The 14,441-nt window shown below is 74.4% G+C and carries 12 protein-coding genes; 6 read left to right on the plus strand and 6 right to left on the minus strand.

Features of this window, described 5'->3' with window-relative positions:
* Positions 1-19 precede the first annotated feature (19 nt).
* A complete protein-coding gene (locus PU704_RS13430) occupies positions 20-865 on the plus strand; it encodes a sigma-70 family RNA polymerase sigma factor (protein ID WP_238985942.1) in 846 nt (281 codons plus the stop codon).
* 95 nt (positions 866-960) lie between these two features.
* Entirely contained in the window at positions 961-1,197 is a 237-nt protein-coding gene (locus PU704_RS13435) for a hypothetical protein (RefSeq protein WP_277551690.1), read from the plus strand.
* Between the two features lie 15 nt (positions 1,198-1,212).
* On the opposite strand, the gene PU704_RS13440 is transcribed toward PU704_RS13435, so the two are convergent.
* From PU704_RS13440 to PU704_RS13450, 3 genes are all read right to left on the minus strand, one after another.
* The gene (locus PU704_RS13440; RefSeq protein ID WP_075872245.1) at positions 1,213-1,629 is read right to left on the minus strand and encodes a MarR family winged helix-turn-helix transcriptional regulator; all 417 of its coding nucleotides are present in this window, start codon (positions 1,627-1,629) and stop codon (positions 1,213-1,215) included.
* A 77-nt stretch (positions 1,630-1,706) separates the two neighbouring features.
* Entirely contained in the window at positions 1,707-2,399 is a 693-nt protein-coding gene (locus PU704_RS13445) for a CE1759 family FMN reductase (RefSeq protein WP_047801615.1), read from the minus strand.
* Entirely contained in the window at positions 2,396-3,604 is a 1,209-nt protein-coding gene (locus PU704_RS13450; RefSeq protein ID WP_277551692.1) for an LLM class flavin-dependent oxidoreductase, read from the minus strand. The genes PU704_RS13445 and PU704_RS13450 overlap by 4 nt, the downstream gene beginning before the upstream one ends.
* A 444-nt stretch (positions 3,605-4,048) precedes the next feature.
* Here PU704_RS13450 and PU704_RS13455 point away from each other — a divergent pair, with 444 nt between their 5' ends.
* Positions 4,049-5,446, plus strand: a complete 1,398-nt coding sequence (locus tag PU704_RS13455; RefSeq protein ID WP_152683237.1) for an 8-oxoguanine deaminase — start codon at positions 4,049-4,051, stop codon at positions 5,444-5,446.
* 99 nt (positions 5,447-5,545) lie between these two features.
* On the opposite strand, the gene PU704_RS13460 is transcribed toward PU704_RS13455, so the two are convergent.
* On the minus strand, positions 5,546-7,147 hold the full coding sequence (locus PU704_RS13460) for a nucleobase:cation symporter-2 family protein (protein WP_277551693.1): 1,602 nt from the start codon (positions 7,145-7,147) through the stop codon (positions 5,546-5,548).
* 157 nt (positions 7,148-7,304) lie between these two features.
* Positions 7,305-7,802, minus strand: a complete 498-nt coding sequence (locus tag PU704_RS13465; protein ID WP_277551694.1) for a nucleoside deaminase — start codon at positions 7,800-7,802, stop codon at positions 7,305-7,307.
* Positions 7,803-8,664: 862 nt separating this feature from the next.
* Here PU704_RS13465 and PU704_RS13470 point away from each other — a divergent pair.
* From PU704_RS13470 to xdhC, 3 genes are read left to right on the plus strand one after another with little or no spacing between them, the layout of a single operon-like run.
* Positions 8,665-10,188 carry a xanthine dehydrogenase small subunit gene (locus PU704_RS13470; RefSeq protein WP_277551695.1) on the plus strand — a complete coding sequence of 508 codons (1,524 nt, stop codon included), beginning with the start codon at positions 8,665-8,667 and terminating at the stop codon, positions 10,186-10,188.
* The gene (gene xdhB / locus PU704_RS13475) at positions 10,185-12,566 is read left to right on the plus strand and encodes a xanthine dehydrogenase molybdopterin binding subunit (protein WP_277551696.1); all 2,382 of its coding nucleotides are present in this window, start codon (positions 10,185-10,187) and stop codon (positions 12,564-12,566) included. Before PU704_RS13470 ends, xdhB begins: the two co-directional genes overlap by 4 nt.
* Position 12,567: 1 nt before the next feature.
* Positions 12,568-13,419, plus strand: coding sequence for a xanthine dehydrogenase accessory protein XdhC (gene xdhC, locus PU704_RS13480; RefSeq protein WP_277551697.1), 852 nt, complete (start codon positions 12,568-12,570; stop codon positions 13,417-13,419).
* A gap of 58 nt (positions 13,420-13,477) precedes the next feature.
* Here xdhC and PU704_RS13485 read toward each other — a convergent pair whose 3' ends face one another.
* Positions 13,478-14,434: a lysylphosphatidylglycerol synthase domain-containing protein gene (locus tag PU704_RS13485; protein ID WP_277551698.1), complete on the minus strand. Its 957-nt coding sequence runs from the start codon at positions 14,432-14,434 to the stop codon at positions 13,478-13,480.
* Positions 14,435-14,441 lie beyond the last annotated feature (7 nt).

Genomic DNA, 14,441 nt, shown 5'->3' on the forward strand with positions numbered 1-14,441 from the left:
AACGGTGGAGAATGGCACGGTGAGCACGGTGGAGCGCACGAAGATCTTCGAGGCGGAGCGGCCGCGTCTGCTGCGCCTCGCGGCCGGCGTCCTGGCCGATCACGCCGAGGCCGAGGACGTGGTGCAGCAGGCCTGGCTCCGGCTGCACCGGACGGAGGCCGAGATCGAGAACCCGCCCGCCTGGCTGACCACGGTGACCACCCGTCTGTGCCTGGACCGGCTGAAGGCGCGGACCCCGGTCCCCGCCCCCGAGATCGGGCCGCCGGACACCGCCCCGGACCCGGCCGACGAGGTCGTGCTCGCCGATGCCGTCGGCGTCGCCCTCCAGCTGGTGCTCGACCGGCTCTCGCCGCAGCAGCGGGTCGCGTTCGTCCTGCACGAGAGCTTCGGGGTCGAGTTCTCCACGATCGCCGCCGTCCTGGACACCACGCCGGCGGCCGCGCGCAAGCTGGCCTCCCGCGCCCGGGCCGAGGTCGGCCGGTCCGCCCCCGAGGGCCGGGCGGCCGACGGGGAGGTCGTCGACGCCTTCATGGCCGCTGCCCGGCAGGGCGACCTCCAGCGCCTGGTGCGCCTCCTGGCGCCGGGCGTCACCGTGACGGCCGACGACGCCGCGATCCTGGCCGGGACCCCCCAGCGGATCGACGGCCGGGAGGAGGTGGCGGCGTTCTTCGACGGCAGCGCCCACGCCGCGCTTCCGGTGTTCGTCGGCAGCCGCCCCGCTGCGGCGTGGTTCCACCGCGGCCGGGCCCGGGTCCTCTTCGACATCACCGTCGTCGACGGCCTCGTCGCCCACATCACCTTCCGTGCCGCACCCGAGGTGCTGGCGCAGGTGGTCCGGCGCGACGGGCAGCGCCCACGGGCCTGATCCCGGCGCCGGTCACATCCCCCGCGCGCCGATCGTCGGACAGTCGAACACCAGCACACGAACCGGACCACCGGATCAGAGAGAGGGAACCGACGATGAAGACCATGACCTGCCGCCAGCTGGGAGGGCCCTGCGACCTCGCGCACCGCGGCGAGACGGCCGACGACGTCATCACCGCCCAGGACCGCCACCTCAAGGATGCGGTGCGGAGCGGGGACGCCGACCACCAGGAGGCGCGCGACGCCATGAAGGGCCGCTGGCGGCACCCGAAGCAGTCGCTGGGCTGGTACCGCGACATGAAGCAGGCCTTCGCCGACCTCCCCGAGGACTGATCGAGGCGGACGGCCTCAGGAGGGGTGCACCGTCCGCGCGAGGCGCTCCATGATGGCGTGCAGCCGCTGCGCGTCGTCGCCCTCCAGGGCGTCGAAGAACAGTTCCTCGACGTCGCGGGCGTGGGCGGGCCGGAGACGGCGGAAGGCGGCCAGCCCCTCGCCGGTGAGCTCGGCCTCCAGCCCGCGCCTGTCCTGCGGGCACGGCCGGCGCCGGACCCACCCGCGCTTCTCCAGCACTCCGATCTGGTAGCTGAGCCGGCTCGGGGAGAAGACCATCCGCTGGGCGAGCTCTCCCATCCGGAGGCGGTGGTGGGCCGCGTTGCGCAGCAGCAGGAGCACCTGGTAGTCCATCAGCGAGCAGCCGTGCTCCTTCAGCCGGGTCTCCAGCTCGATGGTCAGCCGGGCGGAGGTCTCGAAGAACAGCTGCCACACGTCCCATGGGTGCTCGCCCGTGCCCCGACCGCCCGTGCCCCGGCCGCTCACTGCCGGGCCGCTCACTGCCGGACCGCTCACTGCCCGGTCCGGGCGAGCAGGTCGGCGAAGTCCGGGACGTCGGCGAACCCGTCGCCCCCCGGCCGGCCCGACGCCCCGGCCGGCGCCTCCCCGGCGGCCGGAACTTCCGGGGCGCGGCCGGGTGCGAGCTGTGACGCCAGGTGCGCGCCGGCGCGCCGGATGCGCGCCTGGAGCTCCTCCCCGGCCCAGTCCTCGGTGGCCGCGTAGACCCCCACGGGCAGTACGAACGCCTTGAGGTGGGCGAAGAGGGGGCGCAGGGCGGTGTCGAGCATCAACGAGTGCCGTGCGGTGCCCCCGGTGGCGGCCACGAGCACCGGCAGGTCCTCCAGCGCGTCCTCCTCGACGAGGTCGAAGAAGGACTTGAACAGCCCGGCGTAGGAGGCCTTGAAGGTCGGGGTCGCCGCGATCAGGGCGTCCGCGCCGGAGACCGCCTCGAGCGCCTCCTGCAAGGCCGGGGCGGGGAAGCCGGTCAGCAGGTGGTCGGTGATGGCGTGGGCCAGCGGGCGCAGGTCCACGCGGGTGATCCGTACCGGGGCCGGACCCAGGGCGTCGCGGGTCGCCTCGGTAAGCCGGTCGGCCAGCAGCCGGGTCGAGGAGGCGTCGGACATCCCGGCCGACACCACGACCAGACGGACCGGGCGGGCAGCCCCGGGGGCCGAGGCCGTCCGGGAGGGCGTGTGCGTGCTCATCGGCGGGCCTCCTGCTCGGTGCGGCTTTCCTGCCCGGTGCGGCTTCCCTGGCCTGCGCGGCTCTCCTGCTCGGCACGGGCCCGCCCGGCGGGCGAGTCCGCGGCACCCCCGGGCACCGGGTCCTGGCCGGCGCGGTGGCGGGCCACCAGCGAGGCGTGGGTCGGCGCCTCCGGCACGTGGGCGGGCTTGAGCGCGGCGAACTCCCGGCGCAGCACCGGCACGACCTCCTCGCCCAGCAGGTCGATCTGCTCCAGGGCGGTCTTCAGGGGCAGGCCCGCGTGGTCGATGAGGAACAGCTGGCGCTGGTAGTCGCCGGCGTAGTCCCGGAAGGCGAGGGTCTTCTCGACCACCTGCTCCGGGGTGCCGACGGTCAGCGGGGTCTGGGCCGTGAAGTCCTCCAGGGAGGGGCCGTGGCCGTAAACCGGGGCGTTGTCGAAGTAGGGCCGGAACTCCCGCACCGCGTCCTGGGAGTTCCGCCGCATGAACACCTGCCCGCCCAGCCCCACGATCGCCTGGTCGTAGGACCCGTGGCCGTAGTGCTCGTAGCGCTGCCGGTAGAAGTCGACCATCCGCCGGGTGTGCTCGGCGGGCCAGAAGATGTTGTTGTGGAAGAACCCGTCACCGTAGTAGGCGGCCTGCTCCGGGATCTCGGGCGAGCGGATCGACCCGTGCCACATGAAGGGAGCCACGTCGTCGAGCGGGCGCGGGGTCGAGGTGAAGCCCTGCAGAGCAGAGCGGAACTTCCCCTGCCAGTCGACCACGTCCTCCCGCCACAGCCGGTGGAGCAGGTTGTAGTTCTCGACCGCCAGGGGGATGCCCTGGCGGATGTCCTTGCCGAACCACGGGTAGACCGGGCCCGTGTTGCCGCGGCCCATCGTCAGGTCCACCCGCCCGTCGGTCAGGTGCTGCAGGTAGGCGTAGTCCTCGGCGATGCGCACCGGGTCGGTCGTGGTGATGAGCGTCGTGGCCGTGGACAGCAGCAGCCGTTCGGTCTGCGCCGCGACGGCGGCGAGCAGGATGGGCGGGTTGGCCGGGGCCACGAACGGCGGATTGTGGTGCTGACCCGTGGCGAAGACGTCCAGCCCCACCTCCTCGGCCTTCTTCGCGATCTCGACCGTGGCCTTGATCCGCTCGTGCTCGGTGGGGACGCGTCCCGTGGTGGGGTCCTCGGTGACGTCCCCGATGGTGAAGATGCCGAACTGCATGCCGTCCTCCTGGTCTCCCGCGGCACCCGTGTCGGCGAGCACCGCAAGTTCTACAAATTTGAACCATCCCGTACAAGCCGTGCCCGCGCGAGGTTATTCCCGGCCCGGGTCCCCGGCGGAGGCCGGGCGGGGAACCCGTCCACCGAGGTCGGCATCCGCCGGGGTGAGCGCGGCCGGCGGCAGCCACCGGGGCGGCGCCTTCCGCTCGGGTCGTCGAGCAAATGCCCCCCGAGGATCTGCGAGCTCCACCGTGCACGGCGCCGTCACCGCGGCCACCTGCTTGTCGGGCGGCGCGCAGCGGTGTTAAGGTCGCCGGGACTGCACGAGCGGTCTCCTGGATCAGCAGACAGGACCTCACTGAGCTGGCGGCGCCGTGTGCCGCCCTCGGAAGGACCCGGGGCCACGGCGCCGGCGACGAGATCCTGCGACCGATCGGAGCACCCCGTGCACACCCACACCACCGACCCCGGCTCCCACCTGCTGTGGCTGCGCGATCCCCTGGCCCTGTACACCGGCGAGGACGCCGGCGAGGACACCACCGAGCGGACGGCCGGCGGCGTGGTGGTGGACACCGCCTCCGGCACCGTGGTGGAGCTGGTCCCCGCGGGCGGCGTCCCGGCCGCGCCGTGCGCGGTCCTCGACGCCCGGGAGCACGTGGTGGTGCCCGGGCTGATCAACACGCACCACCACTTCTACCAGACCCTCACCCGGGCCTGGGCGCCCGTGGTCAGCGTGCCCCTTTTCCCGTGGCTGCGGGACCTCTATCCGGTCTGGGCCCGCCTGCGCCCCCGCGACCTGCAGCTGGCCACCACGGTGGCGATGGCGGAGCTGCTGCTCTCGGGCTGCACCACGGCCGCCGACCACCACTACCTGTTCCCCGGCGGCATGGAGGACTCGATCGACGTGCAGGTGGAGGCCGCGCGCAGCCTCGGTATGCGGGCCGTGCTCTCCCGCGGGTCCATGAGCCTGGGTGAGCGCGACGGCGGACTGCCCCCGCAGCACACGGTGCAGGAGGCGGAGGTCATCCTCGCCGACAGCGCCCGGCTCGTGGAGACCCACCACGAGCGCGGCGACGGCGCGCGGACCCAGATCGCCCTGGCCCCGTGCTCCCCCTTCTCGGTCACGCGGGAGATCATGCGGGACACCGCCGTGCTGGCCGGCGAGCTCGACGTGCGGCTGCACACCCACCTGGCCGAGACCATCGACGAGGAGGACTTCTGCCGGGAGCGCTTCGGGCTGCGGACGGTGGACTACCTCGAGTCCACGGGGTGGCTCACCGACCGGACCTGGCTGGCCCACGGCATCCACTTCGACGACGCCGAGCTGGCCCGTCTGGGCGCGGCCGGGGTGGGCGTGGCCCACTGCCCCACGTCCAACATGCGCCTGGCCTCCGGGATCTGCCGGGCCGTGGAGCTCGAGGACGCAGGCTCCCCCGTGGGTCTCGGCGTGGACGGGTCGGCCTCCAACGACGCCTCCAACCTGGTGCTGGAGGCCCGTCAGGCCCTGTACGTGCAGCGGCTGCGCTACGGGGCCGAGGCCGTGACCCCGCAGCGTGCGCTCGGCTGGGCCACGGCCGGCTCCGCGCGCCTGCTCGGCCGCCCGGACCTCGGCGCGCTCCGCCCGGGCGCCCAGGCGGACCTCGCGATGTTCCGCCTCGACGGGCTGCGCTTCTCCGGGGCGCACGACCCGCTCTCCGCGCTGCTGCTGTGCGGCGCGGAGCGGGCGGACCGGGTCATGGTGGCCGGGCGTTGGCTCGTGGAGGACGGGGCGATCACCGGACTGGACGTGGAGGCGCTCACGGCCGAGCACACCGCGGCGGCCCACCGCCTGGTGAACGTCTGAGTCACCCCGGCTGTGCCCCGCCCCGCCCGGCGGCTCGCCGGGCGGGGGCGGGGACACCCCGGGGTCGAGGCCTCGGCAGGCCGGGGCGGACCGGCGTGCTCAGGACCTGGCGTCCTTCGCCTCGAGGACCATCCGGATCTGCCCCGTGTGGGTGATCTCCCCCTCGTCGATCATTCTCCGGACGTCGTCGAAGTGACGCTCCGCCACGACCGCCACCTCGGCCCCGTCGCTGCCCACCACGGTGCCGTTCTGGATCCGGTCGCCCTCCCGCAGGTGCGCCAGGGTGTCCGCCCGGACGACCCGGACCGGGGCCGCCGCCACGGCGGACTGGTGCTCGGAGTTGCCGGCGGCCAGTTCGTTGAACAGGAGGTTGAGCGCGATGGCCACGACCGCCGCGGCGCTGATGCCCGAGCCGAGGACGGTCTGGGCCCAGGAGGGGAAGCCGGCGTAGAACTGGGGCGCGGCCACCGGGATGAGACCGAAGGCGAAGGCGACCGCCACGATGACGAGGTTCATGGAGTGGTTGAAGTCCACCTTCGCCAGCGTGCGGACCCCGGACGAGGCCACCGTGCCGAAGAGCACGATCGACGCCCCGCCCAGCACCGGCGTGGGGATGGCCGCGACGACCTCCCCGACGACGGGGAACATGCCCAGCCCGACCATGATGATCCCCGCCGCCGTGACCACGTAGCGGCTGCGGATGCCCGTCACCGCCACGAGACCGACGTTGGCCGCGAAGGCCGTCTGGGTGAACGAGTTGAGCAGCGGCGCTCCCGCGGAGGACAGCATGTCCGCCCGCAGGCCGTCGGCCACGCGCCGGGAGTCCACCTTGGCCCCGGTGATCTCGCCCACGGCCAGGATGTCCGCCGTGGTCTCGGTCATCGTCACCAGCACCACGATCAGCATCGAGATGATCGAGGCGACCTCGAAGCTCGGGGGGCCGAAGGCCAGCGGCGTCGGGAAGGTCACGATGCCGCCCTCCCCCACGCCGGAGAAGTCCACCATCCCCATCGCGGTGGCGATCGCCGTGCCCAGCACGAAGGAGAGCAGGATGGACAGGCGCGAGATCATCCCCACGCCCACCTTGGAGAGCACCAGCACGATGAGCAGGGTGATGCCGGCCAGCGCCAGGCTGCGGGGATCGGCGGCTCCACCCTCCCCGCTGCCGGCGGCCCAGGAGATCGCCACCGGGAGCAGGGAGATGCCGATGACCGTGATGACCGTGCCCGTGACCACCGGCGGGAACAGCCGCAGGACGCGGGAGAAGGCACCGGCGAGCAGGAACCCCACCACCGAGGAGACGAGGACGGCCCCGAAAATGGTGGACAGGTCGCCGCCCCCGGCGAGGATCGCCAGCATGGGGGCCACCCCGGCGAAGGAGACCCCCTGGACCAGCGGCAGCCGGGAGCCGAGGTAGGGGGCCCCGAAGCTCTGCAGGATCGTGGCGATCCCGCCCATGAGCAGGCAGGAGCTGATGAGCAGGGCGATCTCCTCGCCGGAGACGCCGGCGGCCTGCCCGATGATGAGGGGCACGGCGACGATGGCCCCGTACATGGTGAGGACGTGCTGGAAGCCGTAGGCCGTGGTGCGCCCCAGCGGGAGCCTCTCGTCCTCGGGGCCGGGTGCAGGTGCCGGTCGCGCCGAGCGGTCGCGGCGGATCCGGTGGTCGTTGTCCTGGTGGCCAGATGCGGTCGATGACATGGCAGGAGCCTCCTTCAGCGCGCAGGCGTCGGCACTGCTGCGCAAGGTCCGGCGATCCTCTGTTTTTCCCGGGCCGTCCGGTGTGGGCGGATCCCCCGTGAAGTGTCCAGATCTGATGGTCCCGGTGGGAGCCGACCGGGGCGGCGGGGTGCTCGGCTCAGTACGCGGTGCGCAGGGCGTTGCCGGCCCAGGCCTCGAACGGTTCCGTGCGCGTGGCGAGGGCGACGTGGCGGACGGGGAGGGCCCGGTCCCGCTCCTGCGCGCTCTGGGCGAAGAACTCGTGGAACTGCGCGTCGTCGAAGCCGCCGGCCGCCGCGTCGTGGCGGTCGGCGGCGAAGTACACCGCGTCCAGCCGGGCCCACAGGGACGCCGACAGGCACAGCGGGCAGGGCTCGCAGCTGCTGTAGAGCACGGCGCCGCTGAGGTCGAAGGTGCCCAGCTCGCGGCAGGCGCTGCGGATGGCCATGACCTCCGCGTGCGCCGTGGGGTCGTGCTCCGCGGTCACGCGGTTGACGGCGGGGAACTCCCGCCCGTCGGCGGTCACGACGACGGCGCCGAACGGCCCGCCGTCGCCGGCGGCGCTCTCCGCCGCGAGATCGACGGCCCGCTCCAGGTGGGTGCTGGTGCGCGGAGTGGTTTCGTGGATGGTCGACATGATGCTCAGGTCCTCACGGATCGTGGATGGACCCGGGGAACGGCTTGTCCGTCGGCGGGCCCGCCCGGCTGTCAGATCATGCCCGGTAGATAGCCCCGTGCAACCGGGACCCGCCATTGGCTGAGGCCAACGTAGAGCAGCTCGACGTGATCTACAACACATCGTGGAAGAATTCTTCCGCGATCACCCATGACTCCGTGCGGCGGCGAACCTGTTGCGGCCGCACGGCGGCGTGATTAGGGTGTGAGACAGCCCACGGCGGGTCCTCAACGGACTATCTACCGGGCGAGCAACCACGAATCGCACTGGCCCGCCGCCAGAGAGCTCCCGGTACCCCAGGGGAACCACCTGACTCCACGTCGCGGCCAGTGGCCCGCATCGAGGAGTTCATCGCCATGATCGACACCGTGCCGCCGCCCGGTCAGCACGGCCACGTCCGGAGGTGGCCGGCAGACCGGCGCCCGGCGTGGACGGGCACCGGCCCGGCGGGCATCGACGCCCCCCACCGGCAGCCTGGTCTCGGGCCTGCGGACCCGCGCCCCGTGAGGAGCACCGCGCCTCCACCGAGGAATGCCCGACGGGCCGCGTCGTCGAGCGGGTCGCCCGTCGTCGTGGTGGCACCCGTCATCTCGGTGGCACTCGTCGCGCCCACGCGGACAGAGGCCGCCGGCGCCCGGTCCGCCGCCGGGCCCACTGTCACCGGGTCCACTGTCGCCCGGTCCGCCATCACCGGGCCGCCCGGGACGCCGGACGCCCGGCCGCCCATCCCGCCGGCGCAGGACCCGCAGCACCCGAGCGCCGAGGGGCGGTCGCCCCGTGCCCGTCGGCGACACCCTTTCCGCGAAGCCATGGAGGACAAGGCATGAGTGAGATCCGAGTCACGGTCAACGGTCGGACCCGGGACGGTGCCGGGGTCGGCCCGCACACCCGGCTGCTGGACTGGCTGCGCGGCGAGGGACTGACCGGCGCCAAGGAGGGCTGCGCCGAGGGCGAGTGCGGGGCCTGCGCGGTGCTGGTCGCCCGGCCGGACGGCGAAGGGCGCAGCCGGTGGACCTCGGTCAACGCGTGCCTGCCCCCCGCCGCCGCCTTCGACGGCCAGGAGGTCGTCACCGCCGAAGGCCTCGGCGCGGCGGGCGGCACCGGCGCGCCGGCGGCCCTGCACCCCGTCCAGCAGGAGATGGCGTTCCGGGGAGGCTCCCAGTGCGGCTACTGCACCCCCGGCTTCGTCTGCTCCATGGCCGCCGAGTACTACCGCCCCGAGCGCGAGGCCCTGGGTGCGGACCACGGCGCGGCCCCCGAGGCGCAGACCGGCACCGAGGTCGCCGGCGAGGAGCACGCGGCCGGCCACGAGTGCGGGCCCAACGGTTTCGACCTGCACGCCCTCAGCGGCAACCTCTGCCGCTGCACCGGCTACCGGCCCATCCGCGACGCCGCCTACGCGCTGGGCACCCCGGCCGAGGCCGACCCGCTGCTGCGGCGCCAGGACCGGCCCGCGCAGCCGGCCCCGCCCACGCGGGTGGAGGCCGACGGCGCACGGTTCGTCCGCCCCGGCTCCCTGGAGGAGCTCTTCGAGCACCTGGAGCGCACCCCGGAGGCCCAGCTGGTCGCCGGGTCCACGGACGCGGGCGTGGGCGTCAACATCCAGCACGCCCGCCCGCCGCTGGCCCTGGCGGTGGACCGGCTCGAGCAGCTGCGCACGCTCGAGGTGGGACCGGAGCGGGTCGAGATCGGGGCGGCCCTGAGCCTGTCCGAGGTGGAGCGCGGCCTGGCCGGGCGGGTGCCGCTGCTGGACCAGCTCTTCCCGCAGTTCGCCTCCCGCCTGATCCGCAACGCCGCGACGTTCGGCGGCAACCTGGGGACCGGCTCGCCCATCGGGGACTCGGCCCCGGCGCTGCTGGCCCTGGGGGCGTCCGTGGTGCTGGCCTCCGCCGGGGGCGAGCGCGAGGTCCCCCTGGACGAGTACTACACCGGGTACCGGCAGAGCGTCCGCCGCCCCGGGGAGATCATCCGCGCGGTGCGGATCCCGCTGCCGCCGGCCCGGCACACCGCGTTCCACAAGATCGCCAAGCGGCGCTTCGACGACATCTCCAGCGTGGCCGTCGGCATCGCCGTGCACGTGGAGGCCGGCACGGTCACCTCGGCGCGGATCGGCCTGGGCGGCGTGGCCGCCACCCCGATCCGGGCGCACGGCCCGGAGCGCATCCTCAGCGGCGCGCCGTGGAGCCGCGACACGGTCCTCGCCGCGGCGGCCGCGCTGGCCGGCGAGGGCACCCCGATCGACGACCACCGGGCCAGCGCCCGCTACCGCTCGGCCATGCTCGAGCAGGCCCTGCTCAAGTTCTGGGCGCAGCACGCGCCCGCTCCCGATCTGGAGGAGTCCCGATGACGTCCCTCGCCGACCGCCCCGTCAACCCCGTGGTGGGCGTGCCCGTCGCGCACGAGAGCGCCGCCCTGCACGTCACGGGCACGGCCCTGTACACCGACGACCTGATCGTGCGCCACCAGGACGTGCTGCACGCCTGGCCGGTGCAGGCCCCGCACGCCCACGCCCTGGTGCGGGACCTGCGCACGGCCCCGGCCCTGGCGGTCCCCGGCGTGGTCCGGGTGCTCACCGCCGCGGACGTGCCCGGGGTCAACGACGCCGGCACCAAGCACGACGAGCCGCTGTTCCCCTCCGAGGTCATGTTCCACGGGCACGCGGTGTGCTGGGTGCTGGGCGAGACCCTGGAGGCCGCCCGGCTGGGGGCCGAGGCCGTCGAGGTCGACTACGAGCCGCTGCCGTCGCTGGTCACCGTGGCGGAGGCCGTCGGGGCCGGGAGCTTCCAGGGCGGTCAGCCCACCGTCAGCCGCGGGGACACCGCCACGGCGCTGGCCACCGCCGCCCACCGCTTCAGCGGGGAGCTCGAGTTCGGCGGCCAGGAGCACTTCTGCCTGGAGACCCACGCCTCCTTCGCCTACGTCGACGAGGGCGGGCAGGTGCTGGTGCACTGCAGCACCCAGCACCCCACCGAGACCCAGGAGATCGTCGCCCACGTCCTGGGCCTGCACAGCCACGAGGTCACCGTGCAGTGCCTGCGCATGGGCGGCGGGTTCGGCGGCAAGGAGATGCAGCCGCACGGCTTCGCCGCCGTCGCCGCCCTCGGGTCGGTGCTCACGGGACGGCCGGTCCGGCTGCGGCTCAACCGCACCCAGGACATCACCCTGTCCGGCAAGCGCCACCCCTACCACGCCCGCTGGGAGGCCGGTTTCGACGAGAGCGGTCGCCTGCAGGCCCTGGAGGCCACCGTCACCAGCGACGGCGGGTGGAGCCTGGACCTCTCCGAGCCCGTGCTGCAGCGGACGCTGTGCCACATCGACAACGCCTACTGGATCCCGAACGTGCAGGTCCACGGGCGGATCGCGAAGACCCACAAGACCTCCCAGACCGCGTTCCGCGGCTTCGGCGGCCCCCAGGGCATGCTGGTGATCGAGGAGGTGCTGGGCCGCTGCGCCCCGCTGCTCGGGGTGGACCCCACGGAGCTGCGCCACCGCAACCTCTACGTCCCCGGCCAGTCCACCCCCTACGGTCAGCCCGTCCGGCACGCCGAGCGGCTGCGCACCATCTGGACGCAGCTGCTCGACCGGGCCGAGGTCGAGCGCCGCCGCGAGGAGATCGCGGCGTTCAACGCCGCCCACCCCGACACCAAGCGGGCGCTCGCGGTCACCCCCGTGAAGTTCGGCATCTCGTTCAACCTCACCGCCTTCAACCAGGCCGGCGCCCTCGTGCACGTCTACAAGGACGGGTCCGTGCTGATCAACCACGGCGGCACCGAGATGGGGCAGGGCCTGCACACCAAGATGCGCCAGGTCGCGGCCACGGCCCTGGGCGTGCCCCTGGAGACCGTCCGGCTCGCGCCCACCCGCACCGACAAGGTGCCCAACACCTCCGCGACGGCCGCCAGTTCCGGGGCGGACCTCAACGGCGGGGCCGTGAAGAACGCCTGCGAGCAGATCCGCGACCGCCTGGCCGAGGTCGCCGCCCGCAAGTTCGACATCCACCCCGACGACGTCCGGTTCGTGGACGGCACGGTGACCGGGATCGGCTTCCACGACCGGCAGATGTCCTTCGCGGAGCTCGCGCACGACGCCTACTTCCAGCGGATCTCGCTGTGGGCGGCCGGGTACTACCGCACCGAGGGGCTGCACTGGGACGGCGCCAGGATGCAGGGCGAGCCGTTCAAGTACTTCTCCTACGGCGCCTCCGTCTCCGAGGTGGAGGTCGACGGGTTCACCGGCGCCTACCGGCTGCTGCGCACCGACATCGTGCACGACGTCGGGGACAGCCTCTCCCCGCTGATCGACGTGGGGCAGATCGAGGGCGGCTTCGTGCAGGGGGCCGGCTGGCTCACGCTCGAGGACCTGCGCTGGGACGTCTCCGACGGCCCGCACCGGGGCCGGCTGGCCACGCAGGCGGCGAGCACCTACAAGCTGCCGAGCTTCTCGGAGATGCCCGAGGAGTTCAACGTGCACCTCTTCGAGCAGGCCACCGAGAGCGGGGTCGTCTACGGGTCCAAGGCCGTGGGGGAACCGCCCCTCATGCTGGCCTTCAGCGTGCGCGAGGCGCTGCGGGAGGCGGCGGCCGCCTTCGGCCCCGGCGGCCGGAGCGTCGGGCTCGCCAGCCCGGCCACCCCGGAGGCGGTGTTCTGGGCCGTCCAGGAGGGGCGCCGGGCCCTGACCGCCGACGCGGAGGGAACTCCGGCGCCGGCCACCACGGCGGCGCACTGACGTGGACTGGCTGGACGCGCTGCAGCACCTGCGCGCGGCGGGCGCGCCGGGGGTGCTCGCCACCGTCACGGAGGTGCGCGGGCACGCCCCCCGGGAGGCCGGGGCCAAGATGGTCGTGGCCGAGACCGCCACGTGGGACACCGTGGGCGGGGGCAACCTCGAGGCCACCGTGGTCGAGCGGGCGCGCGTCCTCCTCGCCGGCGGGGCCACGGTCCCGGAGACGCTGACCTTCTCGCTCAACGAGCACGCCGCCGTGGAGCACGGGCGGCAGTGCTGCGGGGGCGTGGTCAGCGTCCTGCTCGAGCCCCAGGGCGCCCGGCCCGCGGTGGCGGTGTTCGGCGTGGGGCACGTGGGGCACGAGCTCGCCCGGGTGCTGTCCCGGCTGCCCCTGCACCTGCACCTGGTGGACAGCCGGGAAGGCCAGCTGGACGCCGCCCGGCTCGCCGACGTCACCGACGGGACCGCACAGGTCCACCTCCACCACAGCCCCGTCCCGGAGCACGTCCTGGCCGGGCTGCCGGCCGGAGCGCACGTGCTGATCATGAGCCACGACCACGCCGAGGACTTCGTGCTGTGCGACGCGGCGCTGCGCCGGGCGGACCTGGGCACCGTGGGCCTGATCGGCTCCCGGGCCAAGTGGGCCCGCTTCCGGCAGCGCCTGCGCGCGGAGGGGCACCCGGAGAGCGCCGTGGACGGCATCACGTGCCCCATCGGGCTCCCCGACATCCCCGGCAAGGCCCCCGCGGTGATCGCCATCAGTGTCGCCGCCGGCCTGCTCCGGGACCTGGCCGGCTCACCGGCGGCAGCGCCCCCGGGCCTCGGCCGCCCGGCCGAGGCGGTCGAGGCGGTGTGAGGCGTGCTTCCCCGGGGCCGCCGCGGCCGGACCGACCCCGTGGCCGGGAGCGGGGCCCTCAGCGCGGCCGACGGAACTGCCGCCGGGGACCGGGCCCGCTCCGTCCTGCGCTCCCACGAGGAGGTCGAGCCGTGCCCGCTGCCGCGCGCCGGGGCAGGAGCCAGCGGGCCAGGACCACGGCTCCCGGCAGGGCGGAGATCAGGGCGAGCAGCCCGTAGCCGAGGGAGATCGCGAATCCCGTCCCGGCGGGCAGGCCGTGGGCCATCGCGGCGAGGGTCGTGATCCCCTCGCGCGGACCCCAGCCGCCCACGCCCACGGGCACCGACATGCCGGCCAGGCCGAGCACCGTGGTCCCCCACAGGTCCGGCAGGGGTGCCTGCGGAGCGGTGCGCAGGGCCGCCAGCAGGAACAGCCCCTGGTAGCAGGCCCAGGCGAGCACCGACAGGGACCACACGGCGGCCCGGTCCCGGACCGGGGACCTGCTCGTGGCGCGCCAGGCGACCGCCCCCACGGCGAGGGCGCCCGCGCCGAAGGCCGCGGCCACCCAGGGCCCGACCGCCAGGGCCGGGACGACGCCGGCCGCAAGGAGCACGGAGGTCCCGGCCAGCCGCTCGCCCACCACGGAGCCCCCTGCCCCGGGCCAGGAGTCGCCGCGCCGGCGCCGGCGCAGGACCCGCACCGCGTCCCCGGTCACGCCGCCGGGCAGCAGCAGGTTGACGAGCCCGGCCGCCCAGCACTCGCCCAGGGCCTCGCGGAGACCGAACCGTGCTCCGCGGCCGCGGGCCACGAGCCGCCACCGCTGGGCCTGGGCCGCCGTGGCCACGAGCCCGGCGAGCAGCGCCAGGACCACGGTGAGGGGGCTGAGCACGCCCACGGCGCTGCGGGCGGAGTCCGTGCCGAGGGTCCGGAAGAGCACCGCCAGCAGGACGAGCCCGGCCACCGCCTGCGCGACCGCCAGCAGGATCCGGCGGAGGGGACCTCGCCCGCGGCGCGGGGGTGCGGTCTCGGCGGGCATGGGCGCA

Source organism: Kocuria oceani (genome assembly GCF_029524215.1).
Lineage (GTDB): Bacteria > Actinomycetota > Actinomycetes > Actinomycetales > Micrococcaceae > Kocuria > Kocuria oceani.

Coding starts and splice junctions, on each gene's coding strand:
- PU704_RS13445 (WP_047801615.1), bottom strand. CDS start 2,399: ATGAGCACGCACACGCCCTCCCGGACGGCCTCGGCCCCCGGGGCTGCC.
- PU704_RS13465 (WP_277551694.1), bottom strand. CDS start 7,802: ATGTCGACCATCCACGAAACCACTCCGCGCACCAGCACCCACCTGGAG.
- PU704_RS13470 (WP_277551695.1), top strand. CDS start 8,665: ATGAGTGAGATCCGAGTCACGGTCAACGGTCGGACCCGGGACGGTGCC.
- PU704_RS13450 (WP_277551692.1), bottom strand. CDS start 3,604: ATGCAGTTCGGCATCTTCACCATCGGGGACGTCACCGAGGACCCCACC.
- PU704_RS13485 (WP_277551698.1), bottom strand. CDS start 14,434: ATGCCCGCCGAGACCGCACCCCCGCGCCGCGGGCGAGGTCCCCTCCGC.
- xdhB (WP_277551696.1), top strand. CDS start 10,185: ATGACGTCCCTCGCCGACCGCCCCGTCAACCCCGTGGTGGGCGTGCCC.
- PU704_RS13435 (WP_277551690.1), top strand. CDS start 961: ATGAAGACCATGACCTGCCGCCAGCTGGGAGGGCCCTGCGACCTCGCG.
- PU704_RS13460 (WP_277551693.1), bottom strand. CDS start 7,147: ATGTCATCGACCGCATCTGGCCACCAGGACAACGACCACCGGATCCGC.